This window comes from Formosa sejongensis (assembly GCF_033447105.1).
Lineage (GTDB): Bacteria > Bacteroidota > Bacteroidia > Flavobacteriales > Flavobacteriaceae > Formosa.
This window is the reverse complement of record NZ_JAWQUN010000013.1, coordinates 1-18,498: the sequence shown is the minus strand read 5'-3', so window position 1 is coordinate 18,498 and position 18,498 is coordinate 1. Positions and strand designations below refer to the sequence as shown.

Genomic DNA, 18,498 nt, shown 5'->3' with positions numbered 1-18,498 from the left:
AACTATTGTAAGCTAATTACTAAAGAACTATATAATTATGAAAGAAGAAGCAAAAGGAATATCACGTTTAAATAAAGGACTCATTGGAGTAAGTATTAGCGTAGGTGTTTTAGCAGGATCATGGATTTTACTTGAAGTTATTTACGGAGGGCTCGGAATTAAAGTACCCCTAGATTTAAAAGGCATTGGTGTCGCAGGTTTTCTGGGTTGGGCAACTTTCTATGCGGCTGGAGGTAAAAATATTGGATTTAAAAGTGGTTTAGTTACTAATTTGACTGGAGTTTGTTGGGGTATCCTAATCGTATTGATATGGACATTTTTAGGAACTTATTCTAATTACCTAGGCGCTTTAGTTGGCGCAGGAATAGGAGCTGCAGGCATGTGTTTTCAGGCGCATATCAAACAATTGGGCTTCATACCAGGAGCCTTCATAGGTTGCTCTACTTTTTTTGCACTTGGCGCAACGATTAGCTTAACGGTGATTTTACCCACAGTCTTCGGATTAATTATAGGACTTTCTTTAGGATGGATCTCAGAAGCATGGGGAGGCAAAATAGCAACACAACTTGGAGGAAAATAATAAGATTATAAAACAATTAAAAAAATAAAGGAGCACGCTGAAAATCCTTTTAAAGAGTAGGCGAATTTTTTAAAACTAAACAAAATGAAAAAAACGGTATTAATTATGATGTTTATGAGTTTGTGTTTATATACAACTGCTCAAACCAAACCTACTGTACAATGGATCTCCATACCTGCGGGTACTTTTATCATGGGTAGTCCGCCCTGTGAAATTGGTAGAAATATGGATGAAACACAACACCAGGTAGCCGTTAATGCTTTTAAAATGAGTAAGTACGAGGTAACCTATAAGCAATACGATGCTTATTGCGAAGCTACGGGTAGAGAAAAAGTAGGTGATAAAGATTGGGGAAGAGGCAACCGCCCTGTAATATTTGTAAGCTGGCAAGATGCTTCAGATTTTGCAAAATGGATGGGCTGCCGCCTGCCTACCGAAGCCGAATGGGAATATGCTTGCCGTGCAACGACACTTACACCATTTTATACAGGCGACGACTTAACAACATGGCAAGCCAATTACAATGGTGAATATCCATACGGCAATAATCCAAAGGGTGAATACAGAGGAAAAACCATGCCAGTTGGTCTTTTTGCACCCAATGCTTTTGGTCTGTACGATATGCACGGTAATGTATGGGAGTATTGCAGCGATTGGTATGCCCCTTATTCAAATGAGGCGCAAACTAATCCTGAAGGCCCAAAAACGGGAGAGAAACATTCGATACGAGGTGGTAGTTTTGGCCACTACAATACTGCAGCTCGTAGCAGGAGTGCTTACCGTACAGCGGTTACTCCAGAAGAACGTCATGATACTGTGGGCATTCGATTGGTTTTAGATAATTAAAAATAGAGTTTACACTTTTTATTTTAAACATAACATAATGAAGAGAAATTTGATATTAGGTATAATTATTTTATTAGGGTTCAATACCTATTCCCAAATCCTAGATCCCGTAAAATGGTCAACATCGGTTGAAAAAGTATCAGATAAAGAATACAACCTTATTGCAACAGCGACCATTGATTCAGGGTGGCATTTATATTCTCAAAATGTTCCCGAAGGTGGACCAATAGCAACCACTTTTTCATTTCATGATTCAGGAAACTATGAGTTAGTTGGAGAAACTAAAGAAGCAGTAGGTCATGTTATCGATGATCCTGTTTTTAAAATGCGTATTAAATTTTTCGAAAATAAAACAGAATTTAGTCAACGTATAAAAGTATTAAAAACCATAGAAATTATTGAAGGTGAAGTTGAATTTATGGTGTGTGACGATGAAAAATGTTTACCACCAAATTATAAAGACCTTAAATTTAAAATATCAAATATTTCAACTGGAAGTGTTGAAGCAGTAAACGAAGTAAAAACATCTGCAATTGACGAAAATAATAAAAAGGAGATCCGTTTTGAAAAATCTCAAAAAACGGAAAAGTCTAAAAGTTTATGGGGTATTTTTATTATTGCTTTCTTATCAGGTTTTGCAGCATTATTAACACCGTGTGTGTTTCCAATGATCCCAATGACGGTAAGCTTTTTTACCAAACAAAGTAAAAGTAAAGCAGCAGGTATAAGAAATGCCATTATTTATGGTATTTCTATTATCATCATCTATGTTTTACTAGGGACATTAGTAAGCTTTATTTTTGGAGCAGATGCCCTTAATGCATTATCTACAAACGTTTGGTTTAATATTGCATTCTTCATATTACTTTTAGTATTTGCAGCATCTTTTTTGGGTGCTTTTGAAATTATGCTGCCTAATTCATGGGCAAATAAAGTAGATAAACAAGCTGATAGGGGCGGTTTAATTGGTATTTTCTTTATGGCATTGGCACTAGCTATTGTCTCTTTTTCCTGTACCGGCCCAATCGTAGGAACCTTATTAGTTGAAGCCGCAGCAGGGGGTAGCCAAATCGGGCCAATTATAGGTATGTTAGGTTTTTCTTTAGCAATAGCATTGCCTTTTGCGCTGTTTGCTGCATTCCCAGGATGGCTTAATTCGTTACCAAAATCTGGAGGATGGTTAAATACAGTAAAAGTAGTTCTAGGGTTTTTAGAATTAGCATTGGCTTTTAAGTTTTTATCAAATGCCGATTTAGTTTTACAACTACATTGGTTAGAAAGAGAAGTGTTTATAGCTGTTTGGATTGCTGTTTTTGGCGCACTGGCTTTCTATCTTTTTGGAAAAATACAATTACCTCATGATTCGCCAATAACACATATTTCTGTGGGACGTTTAAGTTTAGGGCTAATCGTATTATCCTTCACTATTTATATGATTCCTGGACTTTGGGGAGCGCCTTTAAATTTAATAAGTGCATTCCCACCTCCACAGCATTATAGTGAATCTCCTTATGGTGTTGGATATACAAAGTTAGGGTCGGGGGGCACACAGAGTGGAGGCCATAGTGAAATACCTGATGGTGCACATGTAATGCCACCACATAATATACTAGCCTTTAATGACTATGATACTGGTTTGGCTTATGCAAAAAAAGTAGGGAAACCAGTTATGATTGATTTTACAGGACATGCTTGCGTAAATTGTAGAAAGATGGAGCAAAATGTTTGGGTAAAACCAAATGTGCTTAATATACTTAAAAATGATGTTATCTTAATATCTCTTTATGTAGATGATAAACGCAAATTAGCTGCAGATGAAGTTGTAGAATCTAAATTACAACCAGGTAAAAAACTCAAGTATATTGGTCAAAAATGGAGTGAATTTCAAACTATTAAATACAAAACAAATTCACAACCTTTTTATGTACTGATGGATCATGATGAAGAAAACTTAATCGAGCCTGTAGCTTATACACCAGATGCAGAAGCATATTATACTTGGCTAAAAGAAGGCATTGTTAATTTTGAGAAATAACTTTAAACGTATGATAAAACATATGCTTTTAAATGATTTTGAAAGCCCTTATTAATCCAATAATGGAGTTGAGAATTCTCTAGAAAAATAGCCTCTATAACTTATGGAATGTTAAACACAGGTAGTCAAATGTTATGAGTGGAAAAATATAAACGCTATATTAGAAAACGAAAAGGAAAAAAAATGTTTTATCATCTACAGGTACATGAATTATTACCATGAATTCGTTTTAGTAAAGTGAAATCAAAGTAACATTAATTAAAGAATAATTGTTTGTGTTTTTAACGCCAGAAAAGCTACAGGTAAAATCATCGATACAATTTTTAGGGCGCATATATGAAGTGTGTTTAAAAGTACTTAGCGATTATTTTAAAGTAAGAAGCTTACTAATGGCTAAAAGAACCTTAGAATTATAACCCGCCGAAACACATGAGCATGTGCCGTTTTATTGTGGTCGTATAAAATGGTTAATAAATTAGAAAATTTTCTGTTTGAACAAAGGGAGTCTAATGCTTTTTTTAGAATAATTGATTAGTTTTAGAACCGCAATAAAATCAACATTTTTATTTATGAAATTTTTGAATAAAATAAATATAATAACATTATTCTTGTTAAGCGTAATAAACTTGACATATGCTCAAAACTTTGAAAGAATTTCAAATAAAGAAGGATTTAACCAAAATACTATTAATGTTATTGGACAAGATTTGTATGGTTTTCTTTGGTACGGCACACCCAATGGTTTAATACGCTATGATGGTTACGAATTTAAAACGTATACAACACAATCAAAAGGTGACGGAAATATTGCAAGTAACTTTATTACTTCGTTTTATAATGATGAAAATGGGGTTTTATGGATAGGAACTAGTCTTGGTCTTAATGTATACATTCCATGGTTAGAAAGATTTTATTCCGTGCCTTTACCTAGGAAGTTTTCGATTAATCATATTGCAGCAGCGCCTAATGGAAGTATTTGGTTTTCAGGAGGCAATGAATTGCATACCTGTGAGCTTGAAGATGTAGATAATGGCATTTTTAAAGTTTCAGAAAATATCTTGGGGTCTAAGATTAAAAATCTTGAAATTCTCAATTTTAGTTTTAAAGACGAAAATACGCTTATTGTTGCAGCAGTGAATGGTTTGAAAAAAATAGCAATTGTTAAGAATTCTCTAAAGCGTACTCCAAAAATAGAATCCATAATGGATTTTGAAAGTTTTAAAGGAAAGTCGATTACAGCTATTTTGAATTTAAATGATCTATTTTGGATAGGTACTAAAAAGGGGGTGTTTAAAGTCACAATTGATGGTGATACTGCTCATATACTTAATGATTTTAGTACATCAAACAATTTAAAGTCATTAAGTTCAAAGTTATCTGTTAATACTATTTTTCAAGATCACTCAGGAATTATTTGGGTAGGTACAACAAACGAAGGGTTGTATAAATATGATCAAGAGCAAGATTTATTAGAACATTTTGATAATGACCCTAAAAATAAGCTAGGCTTAAGTAGTAACTTTATTAAAGCTCTATATCAAGATGACTTTAATGTTCTTTGGATAGGAACCGCCCAGGGTGGCATAAACAAACTAGACCTGTCTCAAAAACCTTTTATAAATTATACTAATAATCCTTTTGATCCAGATTCTATATTAGATAATTTAATAACCACAATTTTTGAAGATAAAAAGGGTAGGCTTTGGGTGTCAGGTTATAATGAATCTTTAATAAGGAGTATAAATGTCGTAAATGAAGAAACAATTAGTAAGCTAAAATTTGAGGATTTAAAAAATAAGATACCTCTTGATGTACAGGGAACTATTAGATGTATTTACGAAGATAAACATGGTTTTTTGTGGTTTGGAGGAGATGATACTCTAATGGTTTATAACCCAAAGACTAACCAATTTAAGAAATTAGTATTAAGAAATGAAGGGACACCTATAAAAATACAGTCCATTAGAGATATTATTCAAATTGATGAAAATAATATCCTACTAGCAGGCAACCTTATTGCCGTTTTATCAAACCCATGGAAAAAAATTGAAGATGAAAACTCTGCCGATATAGATGCTTCTTCATTTATAAACATGGGTTATCAAAGAGTTCATAATGTATTAGTTGATGGGGCTAGCAGTTTGTGGTTCGCTACTTCTAAAGGACTCGCTCATGGAAGCTTTAATGTGAACCAAATTGTAATTAATAAAACGTATACTAATGATGAAGCCGAAGATATAAGATTAAGTAATATTGAGGTGTTTTCACTATATAAAGAGCATAATAATATATGGATAGGAACCTTTGGTGGGGGATTGAATAAAATGACATTAGATAGCCATGGTAACCCCTTATCAATAGAGTATTTTAGAAAAAATGATGTGCTTCCAGATGATGCCATTTATGGTATTTTACAAGATGGTGAGGATCACCTTTGGCTTAGTACAGATATGGGGTTGGCTAAGTTTAACACTTCCAATAATGGGGTAAACGTTTATGATGTTAGGGACGGCTTGCCTCAAAATAATTTTAGACAGAATGCTTATTTTAAAGGACGTTCAGGGTATTTTTATTTTGGAGGATTAAATGGATTAACCGTTTTTGATCCTCAAAAAATTAAAGAAAACACTCAGGCTCCAGAGATTTTGATATCAGCCTTATTTATAGACAATCAATTGGTTAATATAGGGGAGGAAATTGATGGCAATGTATTACTTGAAAAATCAATCTCAGAAACTGATAATTTAGCGATCAGTAAAAAGGAAAGAATCATATCTTTTAATTTAGCAGTTAAACATACCTCTGTACCTTCAAAAAACAAGTTGGCATATAAGTTAGAAGGGTTTAATGAAGATTGGATTGAACTAGATGAAGGAAAGGCAACAGTTACCTATACCAATCTTTCGGCAGGTAAATATATCTTTAGAGTAAAAGCAGCCAATGGAGATGCTATTTGGAGTGTTTCCGATAGAACCTTAAATATTGAAATTTTGCCCCGATGGTACAATACTTGGTGGAGTTATTTATTCTTTTTTATACTAGCTATTGCTTTAGGCATTGGCATTGTTATCTATTTTGTCCAGCTTGAACGGTTAAAACAGGGACTTATATATGAGAAAAAAGATAAAGAACGTCTGGAAACTATTAATCAAGGGAAGTTTCGCTATTTCACTAATTTATCTCATGAATTCAGAACTCCTTTAACATTAATTGCAGGGCCTTTAGAGCGTATTATAGCTAATAATACCGATTCAAGAAACACAAAATACTTATCTATTGTTCAAAAAAACACCAAAAGACTTCTGAGCTTAGCAGATCAACTAATTACCTTCAGGCAAGCAGAACAAGGCCATGTTAAACTAAATTTAACTCGCTTAACTTTAGGCGACTTTATATACCCAACTACTGAGGCTTTTGAAAACTATGCTTTAGAAAGAAATGTCAATTTTTTTTATAAAGTTAACGACCCTAATGAAAATATAGTTATTGATATAGAAAAGTTCGAGCGTATCTTATTCAATTTACTTTCTAATTCATTTAAGAACACACCTCCGCAAGGTACAATAAGTATAGAAGCAGGTATAGTGAGGTCTAGTGATAAAAATTGGATTAAAATTCATGTTATCGATAATGGTAAAGGAATACCACCTGAAAGTTTAGATAATATTTTTGAGCGCTTTTATCAACTAGGAAATGAAGAAGGTGATGTAAGTGGAGGTGGTATTGGTCTCTCATTTTGTAAATCACTTGTCGGTTTGTTTGAGGGAGAAATTTATGCTACAAGTACTCCAGGAGTAGAGACACGGTTTACCGTTAAGATACCTTCAATTTATGAGGAGATGTGTGAAATAGATAATGTTCAAGGAGCAGAGAAATCTTTTATTCAGGATTGGATACCTTTATCAAACACTATAAATGAAGATGATGATAACACTTTGAAACAGGGAAATCAAAAAGAATTCTCTATTTTAGTTGTTGAGAATGAAGTGGATGTTCAGAGTTTCTTATATCAAGAATTATCACCAAATTATAATGTAACTATAGCTAACAATGGTATTGAAGCTCTCGATAAAATTAAAATAAAGGAACCTGATTTAATTGTAAGCGATGTGATGATGCCTGAAATGGATGGCTATCAGCTTTGTGAGAAAATAAAATCTACTCCAGAGATGTGTCATATACCTGTTTTATTATTAACAGCACTAGGTGCCGATGAAGATATTATTAAAGGTCTTGAGTTTGGAGCAGAAGAGTATTTGAGTAAACCATTTTCTATAAAGCATTTAGAGTTACGAATTGTTAGACTAATTCAAAATAGTAAAAAAATAAGACAATATTTTTCTAAAAATAGTGCCTTACCAAAGGCTGATATAAAACTTGAATTATCAAAAAAAGATGAAGTTTTTTTAGAAAATATTGTTCAAGCCATAGAAAAGAATTTATCCGATTCTACTTTTGGTGTAGAAGAGTTGTCTGCCGAAATAGGTTTAAGCACCTCACACTTTTATAGACGTTTAAAACAACTTACGGGACAAGTGCCAAATGTGTATTTGAGAAATTTTAGATTGCAACGCGCTGCGGAACTTTTACAAAATAATGAAGGTTTTAATGTGGCAGAGGTCATGTATCAAATTGGTATAGAATCAAACTCTTATTTCTCTACATCGTTTAAAAAATTACATGGATCTAGTCCATCAGAGTTTTTGAAAAAAAATATGCCTTAAATAAGAAAAAGATTTGAGAAATTATATGCATCACAGTCCAATTATCCGTTGAGGTATTTTTGTTAATAAATAATCTGAGTTCGACATAATATTTGTTTTCAGTTTAGATGCATTTTTATTCAATTCGAAGCGGATTTTTGAAAGACTAGTTGGTTAGTTTGAGAAAATCCTGCAAGAATTGGATAAAATTTATCAAATCTTATAGAAATCTAAAGGAAACGTAATCTTTTGGAATAAAACTCTTAAAATATCTCGAAATTCTTTTAAATTTTATGCTTCAAATCTCACGTTTCCTTTGGATTCTGTAAATTAAATCTTAGGTCTAACTCAGGTTAATAATATGTATTGATGGTTTTGAGCAAGACAAAAGCAGATTAGAGCATGTAGTTATTTCCTTAAAATAAGTTATTTGCATAGTTGTAATAGTAATAACAAGAAAACATCTATGAAAAAAAATACCCTTAATTGCGTAATAATACTAATAGCTTCTTTGTTCTCAATAAATACATTTTCTCAATCTTTAAATGAAAAGTTCTGTAATGTGTTTCCTACTTCTGGTGTTTTCCAACAAGAAGGGACTCCTATGAGTTTTACAAATACATATTCACCATCAGGATCTTCATGGTCTCTTACTCAGGACGAATCTGTTGTTTTTCAAAACCTAATGACTTATAACCACCCAACAGATGCTGATAAGTCTTATGAATTAAGAATAGGAAAAGGTGGGCAAATTTATTCATTTATTACATCAGCAGGAGAAACTATTCCACCACAGTGGAGAAACCCTGCAACATATTCTAATCCAAATATAGCACCTTGGGTAGACGAGGTTTGGCAAATAGTTGGCGTAGATATTACCCAAGATGACAGACAGAATAATCAGAAATACTTTATTCATCAAGCAGGAGTGTATTTGTTAGATTCAGAAATCCCAGATCAAAAACCTTTTTATTCGCCTCAAATCGCTGAGTATTATGATTCTGACAATCAAGAATATACTACTGTGAACTGGGGGCAACACGCACATACAAATGATAATTTAACAGCGGGTTTTACGTCATCTATATTGTATTATACCAAGTATAAAAATTTAGGAAATGGATTAATTCAAGTCGATAATTTATTATACAATTTTGGTACAGATGTCATTCATCATATGAATGTTCCGTGGGGAGGAATAAGAACAAGTACATATGGTTATTGGTATGTTTCAGATGCAGAAAATAATTTCACATTGCCGGATCAAGTTTATAATCACGACGATTATTTTGCTGGTACAGAAACTACCAGTGGTGCCATGGTTTTTACTAATGCCGAAAATGGAAATGGTTCTAGTTTAGGTATTATGGTTAATAATGATGATGGAACTACAAGAATAAAAAACGTTGGAGGTACAGCTAACAGAAATTATACATTACATACCGCTATTAGAAACGAGATAAACTTAAAATTTGGAGATGCCATTCGTATTAGAAATTATTTTATAGTAGATGGTTCTGTTACAGATATTCAAAGTCAAATATCGAATTTAAATCTACAAGAAAACACATTTTTTGGATTTGATAATAAAACAAAAAAGGAGGTAGATGAAACGAATTATTATTTTGATACTAATGGAGTTGCTATTACAGCTGAAGAAACAACAGCAAATAATGGTTTAAATTTAACGTTACAACCCCATGTAAATAGTTACCCATTATTTCTAATTAAAGGATTGAACGATGCTAACAATACAGAATATAGAATAACTTCTGATTTATATACGTTTTCTAAAAAGCCCTACGATGGTATAACCGAAAATATTGATTTAATTGGTTTTAGTGATACTAAAATGCGCATAACAAATTTTGAAACAGCTACAGTGTCGTGTGCTGGGGATAGTTATACATTTCCTGATGGTTCGTCTCAAAACATTTATGCAGATACTGTTTATTTTAGTGAAATTTCTGTTGATGCCGATGGATTTAGCATCATGACACAAACTACTGTAAATGTAAATTCTACGCTAGAGTTGGTGCCATCTTCTCAGATAGACAATGAAACAGCTACATCTAATACCGAAATAAGTGTATCATCTGGACAAGACGTTATTTTACAAGCACAAGTAAATAATAATGGAGACATAAGTAACGGAACAGGAACTTGGAGCTGGACAGGGCCAGATAATGTTACTAATTCTGGGAGCATGATTACATTATCAGCTATTTCAATATCTGATATAGGTACATATACATTTTTCTATACTCAAGGTTGTGATACTGTAAATCAAATATTTAATGTTATAGTAGATAATTATTCGCCAGCAGAGCCCCCAGTATTAGACTTAAATAATGTTTGGTATCATAATTATTATACGAATGAATTTAATGCCTTAGAAACCAGTCCTGTTGCTTCTAATGGCATTTTAGAAAAATCTTCTAGTACCCCTACGGTTGTAGGTAATCCAAGCACTATAGTATCTAAGTTTACAAGAGGAAACAGTATACAATCATTTATAAAATTTGATTTAACAGGAAATTTATCTAATTCCGAAAACGCCATATTTAAAATAAGAGTCTATACGGCTACGAACGCTGTTGCCGCAAATAATAATTTAAGAATAATTTTAAAGCAAGACAACGATACGTCAACACAATTGTCACAAATAGTCACAGTAACAGAGTTTGATAAATGGGTAGATTATACTTTTGATATGTCTAACATAACATTTAAGGCTGATAGTTATAATGAATTATATCTCTTCTTTGTTTCACCAGATACTAGTGCAAGTGCAAATGGAAGTGTCTATTATTTTGATGCTTTTCAAGGACCTGAATCACAAAGTTTAAGTATAGATTCGAACTCAATCTCAAAATTTAATATTTATCCAAATCCTACAGATGGTTTATTAAAATTTAATTTAAAAGCTGAAAATGTTAACGTTTATAATGTGTTTGGTCAAGTAGTTAATTCCTATAAAAATGTTAACGAGATTAATGTTTTTAACTACTCTAATGGGCTTTATTTTTTAGATGTGACTCTAGAAAACGGACAAAAGAAAGCAATACGTTTTGTGAAAAAATAATTAATAACAAAATGAAAATAATTAAAATATTAATATTATCAGTAATTACATTTTCTTGTAAAGGAGGTGAGTCTAAGAGTTTGTTGTCTAGCGAGGTATTAGATACAGTTAGGCCTAAACCTAATGTCGTATTAATTCTTACAGATGATTTAGGGTGGCAAGATGTTAAATGCTACGATATTGATGAACCGTCTCCTTACGAAACCCCAAATATTGATGCGTTTTCAAAAAAAGGGGTCATGTTTTGGCAAGCCTATTCGCCTGCACCAACTTGTGCTCCTAGTAGATGTGCAATTATGAGTGGTAATCATCCTGCACGAGCACAAAAAACGCATGTTGTAGGTGGCCATCCACCAGTACCTTATACAAAAGAGAAGTTTAGAATGATGGATCCGTGGTATAGCGGTAGAATGCCCGAAAATGAAATGACTTTAGCTCGTGCTATGCAAGACAATGGTTATACTACAGGACATGTGGGGAAATGGCATATGGCAATTAATCATAAGGCATTTCCACAGCCTGAAGACCAAGGTTTTGATTTTACACGATCAGATAGAGGCGTTACAGATGGTCAGAAACCAAATAGACTTTCAGATTTCGCAACCAATAAAGCTTCTGATCCTTACCGATTAGATGAGAATGGATTTCCATTCCATCAAAATAATGAGGATGCCCTTAATTTTTTAAAAGAGAATAAACAAAAGCCGTTTTTTATGTATTATGCCACTTGGTTGGTTCATGCGCCTATACATACCAGAAGTAAAGCGCTGTTAGAGAAATATTGTAAAAAATTAGGTATAGATTTTCCGTTAGACCCAGGTCATTGGGAATTGGAAGGTCAGCAAAACCCATATTACGCTGCCATGGTAGAAATGTTGGATTATTATGTGGGGCAAATTTTTAACTACTTAGAAACTACAGACGACCCTAGATGGCCAGGGCATAAATTAGCAGAAAACACTTATGTTATTTTTACGTCAGATAATGGTGGTATGGAGCAGCATCCAGGGGAAATTATAACCGATAATTATCCATTAGATAGAGGGAAAATTTCTGCCATGGAAGGAGGTACAAGAGTTCCATTAATAATTGCAGGGCCAGGAATTGAAAAAGGCGTTCAGTCTGATGTAGTAGTTAACGGACTTGATTTTTATCCAACAATTTTATCACTCACAGGCTCAGAAAAGCCAAAAGACAAATCATTTGATGGGTCTAATATTTCTGATCTATTGTTAAAAGATCCAACCAACCCTAATCTGGTAAAAAATAAAAACGGAGAGACTAGAACAACAATGATGTGGCATTTTCCTCATGGAAATGCGTTAGAAAGTACTATTAGAGTAGGGGATTACAAATTAATTAGAAATTATGATTACATAAATAACCCCAATACCGAACCTTTGGAACTTTACAGACTTTACAATTCTGAAGGAAATAAAATGGTGCGTTCTGATATTGAAGAATCTAAAAATTTGGTAAAACAACTTCCTGAAAAAACTCAAGAACTAAATAACAAGCTTACAGAAATGCTTACAGAAATGAAGGCTAGTTATCCATATTACAATCCTGGTTTTAGTAGAGGTTTGCCTTTTAAAGAAAATATACCTACTGTTATTTCAGACAAAAAGAAAGGTAGTGAAGTAACCGTAGTGTTTAAAGAAAACGGAGCTAAAGTAGTGAATGCAAATTTGATATATACACTAAATGGCGGAGATCGTTACGAAGAATGGTATCAAACACCAGCAGAAGTTAATGTAGGTGAAGTAAATGCTACGTTGCCAAAAGGCACAACGCATTATGTTATTAATCTTATTGATGAAAATAATTATTTAGTGAGTTATCCTAAGATGGGCGAACAAAAAAGAGGACAAAAGAAATATTTTACTGATGCCTTGAAAAATTGAAATAATTGGGATGCTACATAAAATAAAAGGTCGTCTAAAAAGTAGTTTTTAGACGATTTTCTTTTTAGAGGTATTATCTCATAAACTGTGTAAGTTTTAAAAATCTCAGGTTAAATTTTAACCTGAGATTTATTAATTTTAAATTTCCTCCTCCCGCTACCGCACGAATCCCTTCGTGTGGTATTCTTGGATTGTTCTTTAGATAGTAATAATGATCAATACCTACAGAGTTTAATGCTTTTAATTTCTATAAAAAAGATTCCCCGGCTACCGCACGAATCCCTTCGTGTAGTATTCTTAATCAACCTTCAAACATCCCCCCGCTACCGCACGAATCCCTTCGTGTGGTATTCTTGCATCGTATTCATTAATTTGATTGTTCTTTAGATAGTAATAATGATCAATACCTACAGAGTTTAATACTTTTAATTTCTATAAAAAAGATTCCCCCGCTACCCCGGCTACCACGAATCCCTTCGTGTGGTACTCTAAATCAACCTTCAAACATCCTAAAAACAACAACATCATCAATCAGTCCTTTTTGATCTGCATAATCACTGGCACTACTATAAACATAGTCCTCGGGTCTGTAAACCAATCCTTCTTCTACAGGATTATTGTGTACATAATCTATTTTTTGTTGAATAACCTTATTGCTCCATAGTTCTATTGGTTTATTATCATGTCTCCAAAATTGGTAATGCTTTACATTAGAACTTTTGTCTGCCTCTTTTTTGAAAAAATCCAATAAAAATTCTTTTCGGCTTTCTCTTGAGTTTTCTTGTATGCTTTTCACAATTGAATTACTCGTAAACCGTTTTAAATCACCAATCAGTAATTCTGGTTTTTGATTGTTTATACTTCTAAAAACCAAATGGACATGACTTGTCATAATACACCAAGCATGGATTTCTAAGCCTTTGTTTTTCTGACAATACTCTAAACTCTCTAAAAACAAATTTTTGTATTCATTTCTTGTAAATACGTCCAACCAACCCACAACAGCAAAACTAATAAAATACAAACCCTCAGGATTATGGAATTTATAATTTCTGCTCATGGCTAGATTATTGGTTTACTGTAAATATAAAAATTCATGTTCAGAATAAGTATGTTTTGAAATTTTACAAATATGCAGTTTAGCTTTAAGAAACCACACGAAGGGATTCGTGCGGTAGCGGGGAATATTTGGTTTAGCAAATTTGTCATTTACTTGCGCAACATATGGATTTCCGCTAGCCTGATTTCCTCCTCCAACAGAAATATCATCGCACCCAATCCCGTAACATTCACAATAATCGCCACTCGGGCAAGGGTCATAACATCCACTACCATCTGTATCACATTCACCACAATCGTCTGTTTCTTCATAAGGGTAATATAAATCACCGTAACTACAGGGATATGCAATACTAAAAATATCTGTGCAATCTCCTGAGTCTTCCCAACAGTTAATACAGCTTAAATCTATTTAGAAGTTACAAACTTCGAAGAGCGGGGTTTTGTTTTTTCTTACACTCAAACCGCCACTAATTACAAATTAGCGGTAGCCATACTAGGGAACAGCGGGATTTATTATGATCCTTTTCTTTTATTAAGGAAAACCAGTAGTAAAAGCCTCATAAGTGCCATCATCATAAAATACAACTCTTCGTTTACATGAGGTACCTGTATATGATCGATTTTGCCCTTCTATTATAGTATCTGTAGGTGTAATTATCATTTTTGACCATCGATCTTCACGAGTTGGTCTTTCATAAACTCTGTTCCCTAAAAACTGATCTATACATTCTCGTATAATTTGAATTTGATCTTGAATTTCTTCATCTCCCTCTTCCAATTTATTATACATATTATTTCTTATTTTTTGATAAGATTCATCATAAACCAATACTATATCTCCACCAAAATCTTCAAAATAAGGGCTTGGTATACCTGCTATCATATGATCATTTTCTATTGCTGTATACATCTTCCATTCCTCATTCCCTTGATTGTTTATTGAAATATACAGATTTACTATACCGCGATTATTGATAAAGCAATGAGTACTTAAAAAAAAGCGTATTGCCTCCTTCATTACTTTCCGTTTAACTGAATCTTTACCTATAATTTTCAACTCTTTCATGGTAATATGGGAAATTTATTAAGATTAATGGGGGTTGTTTCTTGTATGTCTTTTTGCTTGCAGTCTGTAAATAGAGTTAAAGTTAACAACAACAACAACAACATTATCAAAGTTTTTAGTACCATAAATTTGACCATAACTTAAAAGTTTTTATGCTTTTAGATTTCATATGGTTCTATTATTGATCAATAGAAACCAGTAGTAGAAGCCTTATAAGTTCCATCATCATAAAACACAACTCTTCGTTTACATGAGGTGCCTGTACTTGATCGACTTTGACCTATACGTAAAGTGTCTCCTGTAGGCCCTGCTATTGTTATTTCTGATGACCATCGATCCTCTCGGGTTGGCCTTTGATACACCCTATTGCCAATAACCTGATCGATACATGTTCTCATCCTTTGTCTTTCTTCTTCAGTTCTTTTTTTGTTTTCAGCCTCGTGATTAATACCGAATATTAGAACTATATCACCATCAAAGTCTTCAAATAATGGAGTTACATCGGACCTTCTTAAATGCCAATCTTCTATATCTGAATACATGGTCCATACCTCATTTGATTCACGATCTGCTGAAATATGAAGCCTTACTATACCTCTGTTATTTATAAAACAATGGGTACTTAAAAAAAAATTAATGGTTTCTTTCATTATTTTTCGTTTCATGGGATCTTTGCCAATAAGCTCAATTTCCTTACAAGGGGATATCGGTATTTGATTATGATTTATGGGTTTCTCTTTAATCTTTTGTTTACAGCCTATAGATACTATAATAAGTAGTAAGACTGCTATTTTTGAAAAAAAATGCTTAGTTAAATTTTTATGTAACATGATTATTAGCAATTATTAGTTGATTCAGGATTATTTTTACAATTTTTTGTTTCTGTATTAATAACCTCATTTTGGTTATATTCATTTATGCTATTACCACTTAAATAATAATAATGCTCTATACCAGAGAAATCTCCTTGTGTGAAATCTTTATCATCCTGACTAAGCTGTCCCCCCCGCTACCGCACGAATTCCTTCGTGTGGTACTCTAAATCAACCTTCAAACATCCTAAAAACAACAACATCATCAATCAGTCCTTTTTGATCTGCATAATCACTGGCACTACTATAAACATAGTCCTCGGGTCTGTAAACCAATCCTTCTTCTACAGGATTATTGTGTACATAATCTATTTTTTGTTGAATAACCTTATTGCTCCATAGTTCTATTGGTTTATTATCATGTCTCCAAAATTGGTAATGCTTTACATTGGAACTTTTGTCTGCCTCTTTTTTGAAAAAATCCAATAAAAATTCTTTTCGGCTTTCTCTTGAATTTTCTTGTATGCTTTTCACAATTGAATTACTCGTAAACCGTTTTAAATCACCAATCAGTAATTCTGGTTTTTGATTGTTTATACTTCTAAAAACCAAATGGACATGACTTGTCATAATACACCAAGCATGGATTTCTAAGCCTTTGTTTTTCTGACAATACTCTAAACTCTCTAAAAACAAATCTTTGTATTCATTTCTTGTAAATACGTCCAACCAACCCACAACAGCAAAACTAATAAAATACAAACCCTCAGGATTATGGAATTTATAATTTCTGCTCATGGCTAGATTATTGGTTTATTGTAAATATAAAAAATTCATGTTCAGAATAAGTATGTTTTAAAATTTTACAAATATGCAGTTTGGCTTTAAGAAACCACACGAAAGGATTCGTGCGGTAGCGGGGGGGATATGTGCTAATTGAAATATCATTGCAATCTCCAGTGCCTTCCTAACTGTTAATACAGCCTAAATCTAATGCGAAGTTACAAACTTCGAAGAGCGAGTAAAATATAAAGCTGGCAACAGAATGATGATGAATCATTCTGGAGTAGCTGACATACTACCTCCTAACATTAAATTTTTAAACTCTAATTTAGTATTGGAAACATTTATTAATTCTAAACAAAAGTCCTTTGTTACAATATACTTTCCAGTACTTAAACTTCCAACATTACTTTGTACAAACGTATTAGCAGAACAATGACTTAAATCATTGTAGAAATAATAGTCATCTTCGCCTATTATAACATCTTCTGAGTATGTTGTCATTTTAGTGTTTGTAAATTGAATTGGTTATTTGTGATTTTCGGCTCTATCCAATCTCCAACTTTTTGAAATAAGAATATCTTTTGCGTTTGAAGGTACGTTTGATTGTGCCGCACATCCAAAACTTAGAGCAGCAAGTGTGTATATTAAAATTAAATTTTTCATTATTTACAATCTTTTATAGTTACAACATAATTTTTTGGAAAACTTGAAGGAGAGGCTTCTTGAAAAGTGCCAGACATAGGATCCATATATATAATCCAAGAAACCACACGAAAGGATTCGTGCGGTAGCGGGGGGTATTTATTAGGAGAAAACGAAGAAGCTAATCTTTTTAAAAACCCTGAGATGTTAAAACGTTTTAAAGATATTTTATCCTTTTTTCAAGATAAACAAGTACACATACTATTTGCATTAGATGCAATGATTAAGTCTACTAAATTAGAAACACTGTAAAACAAAAACACCGAAACTTAATAGTTTCGGTGTTTAACAATCTTTATTTTTTTTATTCTAGTTCTTTATCAAGATAGCTGTACTAGGTAAAAAACTTTGACCTGAAGCTTTATTTATTATTTTCCACTCTAGATTTCCGTTTGGCAATATTTTCAACTCAGCAGAACCTTCTGTCGATGAATACGAAGTCTTATAACTAACAGTGGCAACATCATTATTTATTGTCCCAACAATAGAATAATCTCCTTCTTCAGAGCAATCTATTTTTCTTCCTGATTGAGCAATAGCACATTGACTTCCTTGAACTACATTACTATTTTGTTCTAAAATTAAATCAAAACTAGATGTATCATTATTGTTCTCCCAATTCCATGTGCCTGAAAAAACATCATTAACGACTTCATAGTTTTTGTCAGTCTTTTTAACTTCTAATGTTTGTGCAGCAAATAAAGAATATGAAACAAACACTACTAATCCTATAAATTTCAAAAAATTACTTCTCATAATATAAACTTTTAATTATTCTGGACCAATAGCGTCCAAAACGTTTAAAAAAAGAGAAAGGAAATTTTGTTCCGCAAAGTTACCTTTGTGGTGCACCACAAAAACCCTTTCTCCGATGATAAATATAACATTGTTTTCTCAAATAATTTCAAAATTAGATA

13 protein-coding genes are annotated in these 18,498 nt (G+C 32.8%); 7 read left to right on the top strand and 6 right to left on the bottom strand.

The window, feature by feature from the left end; genetic code table 11:
* Nucleotides 1–37 precede the first annotated feature (37 nt).
* From R6X41_RS12770 to R6X41_RS12745, 6 genes are all read left to right on the top strand, one after another.
* Nucleotides 38–580, top strand: a complete 543-nt coding sequence (locus tag R6X41_RS12770; RefSeq protein WP_318500730.1) for a DUF1097 domain-containing protein — start codon at nucleotides 38–40, stop codon at nucleotides 578–580.
* Between the two features lie 84 nt (nucleotides 581–664).
* Nucleotides 665–1,426, top strand: coding sequence for a formylglycine-generating enzyme family protein (locus R6X41_RS12765; protein ID WP_318500729.1), 762 nt, complete (start codon nucleotides 665–667; stop codon nucleotides 1,424–1,426).
* 37 nt (nucleotides 1,427–1,463) lie between these two features.
* Nucleotides 1,464–3,461: a protein-disulfide reductase DsbD family protein gene (locus tag R6X41_RS12760; protein WP_318500728.1), complete on the top strand. Its 1,998-nt coding sequence runs from the start codon at nucleotides 1,464–1,466 to the stop codon at nucleotides 3,459–3,461.
* A 527-nt stretch (nucleotides 3,462–3,988) separates the two neighbouring features.
* The gene (locus tag R6X41_RS12755) at nucleotides 3,989–8,185 is read left to right on the top strand and encodes a hybrid sensor histidine kinase/response regulator transcription factor (RefSeq protein ID WP_318500727.1); all 4,197 of its coding nucleotides are present in this window, start codon (nucleotides 3,989–3,991) and stop codon (nucleotides 8,183–8,185) included.
* Between the two features lie 445 nt (nucleotides 8,186–8,630).
* Nucleotides 8,631–11,249 (top strand): T9SS type A sorting domain-containing protein, encoded by a 2,619-nt coding sequence (locus R6X41_RS12750; protein WP_318500726.1) that lies wholly within the window; start codon nucleotides 8,631–8,633, stop codon nucleotides 11,247–11,249.
* Between the two features lie 11 nt (nucleotides 11,250–11,260).
* The gene (locus tag R6X41_RS12745) at nucleotides 11,261–13,153 is read left to right on the top strand and encodes a sulfatase (RefSeq protein WP_318500725.1); all 1,893 of its coding nucleotides are present in this window, start codon (nucleotides 11,261–11,263) and stop codon (nucleotides 13,151–13,153) included.
* Between the two features lie 493 nt (nucleotides 13,154–13,646).
* Here the strand turns inward: R6X41_RS12745 and R6X41_RS12740 are convergent, their stop codons facing one another.
* The 5 genes from R6X41_RS12740 to R6X41_RS12720 form a co-directional block, all read right to left on the bottom strand.
* The gene (locus tag R6X41_RS12740) at nucleotides 13,647–14,213 is read right to left on the bottom strand and encodes an REP-associated tyrosine transposase (RefSeq protein WP_318500724.1); all 567 of its coding nucleotides are present in this window, start codon (nucleotides 14,211–14,213) and stop codon (nucleotides 13,647–13,649) included.
* Nucleotides 14,214–14,747: 534 nt separating this feature from the next.
* Entirely contained in the window at nucleotides 14,748–15,281 is a 534-nt protein-coding gene (locus R6X41_RS12735) for a hypothetical protein (RefSeq protein ID WP_318500723.1), read from the bottom strand.
* Between the two features lie 185 nt (nucleotides 15,282–15,466).
* Nucleotides 15,467–15,931, bottom strand: a complete 465-nt coding sequence (locus R6X41_RS12730) for a hypothetical protein (protein WP_318500722.1) — start codon at nucleotides 15,929–15,931, stop codon at nucleotides 15,467–15,469.
* A 393-nt stretch (nucleotides 15,932–16,324) separates the two neighbouring features.
* A complete protein-coding gene (locus R6X41_RS12725) occupies nucleotides 16,325–16,891 on the bottom strand; it encodes an REP-associated tyrosine transposase (RefSeq protein ID WP_318500721.1) in 567 nt (188 codons plus the stop codon).
* A gap of 258 nt (nucleotides 16,892–17,149) precedes the next feature.
* Nucleotides 17,150–17,380, bottom strand: a complete 231-nt coding sequence (locus tag R6X41_RS12720) for a hypothetical protein (protein ID WP_318500720.1) — start codon at nucleotides 17,378–17,380, stop codon at nucleotides 17,150–17,152.
* A gap of 228 nt (nucleotides 17,381–17,608) precedes the next feature.
* Between R6X41_RS12720 and R6X41_RS12715 the strand changes: the two genes are divergently transcribed.
* On the top strand, nucleotides 17,609–17,833 hold the full coding sequence (locus R6X41_RS12715) for a hypothetical protein (protein ID WP_318500719.1): 225 nt from the start codon (nucleotides 17,609–17,611) through the stop codon (nucleotides 17,831–17,833).
* A 57-nt stretch (nucleotides 17,834–17,890) separates the two neighbouring features.
* Here R6X41_RS12715 and R6X41_RS12710 read toward each other — a convergent pair whose 3' ends face one another.
* Nucleotides 17,891–18,337 (bottom strand): hypothetical protein, encoded by a 447-nt coding sequence (locus tag R6X41_RS12710; protein WP_318500718.1) that lies wholly within the window; start codon nucleotides 18,335–18,337, stop codon nucleotides 17,891–17,893.
* Between the last annotated feature and the right edge of the window lie 161 nt (nucleotides 18,338–18,498).

What these genes read in the sequence shown, in the direction of transcription:
- R6X41_RS12770 (WP_318500730.1), top strand. Translation starts at nt 38, where the DNA reads ATGAAAGAAGAAGCAAAAGGAATATCACGTTTAAATAAAGGACTCATT.
- R6X41_RS12765 (WP_318500729.1), top strand. Translation starts at nt 665, where the DNA reads ATGAAAAAAACGGTATTAATTATGATGTTTATGAGTTTGTGTTTATAT.
- R6X41_RS12760 (WP_318500728.1), top strand. Translation starts at nt 1,464, where the DNA reads ATGAAGAGAAATTTGATATTAGGTATAATTATTTTATTAGGGTTCAAT.
- R6X41_RS12750 (WP_318500726.1), top strand. Translation starts at nt 8,631, where the DNA reads ATGAAAAAAAATACCCTTAATTGCGTAATAATACTAATAGCTTCTTTG.
- R6X41_RS12745 (WP_318500725.1), top strand. Translation starts at nt 11,261, where the DNA reads ATGAAAATAATTAAAATATTAATATTATCAGTAATTACATTTTCTTGT.
- R6X41_RS12740 (WP_318500724.1), bottom strand. Translation starts at nt 14,213, where the DNA reads ATGAGCAGAAATTATAAATTCCATAATCCTGAGGGTTTGTATTTTATT.
- R6X41_RS12735 (WP_318500723.1), bottom strand. Translation starts at nt 15,281, where the DNA reads ATGAAAGAGTTGAAAATTATAGGTAAAGATTCAGTTAAACGGAAAGTA.
- R6X41_RS12730 (WP_318500722.1), bottom strand. Translation starts at nt 15,931, where the DNA reads ATGAAAGAAACCATTAATTTTTTTTTAAGTACCCATTGTTTTATAAAT.
- R6X41_RS12725 (WP_318500721.1), bottom strand. Translation starts at nt 16,891, where the DNA reads ATGAGCAGAAATTATAAATTCCATAATCCTGAGGGTTTGTATTTTATT.
- R6X41_RS12720 (WP_318500720.1), bottom strand. Translation starts at nt 17,380, where the DNA reads ATGACAACATACTCAGAAGATGTTATAATAGGCGAAGATGACTATTAT.
- R6X41_RS12710 (WP_318500718.1), bottom strand. Translation starts at nt 18,337, where the DNA reads ATGAGAAGTAATTTTTTGAAATTTATAGGATTAGTAGTGTTTGTTTCA.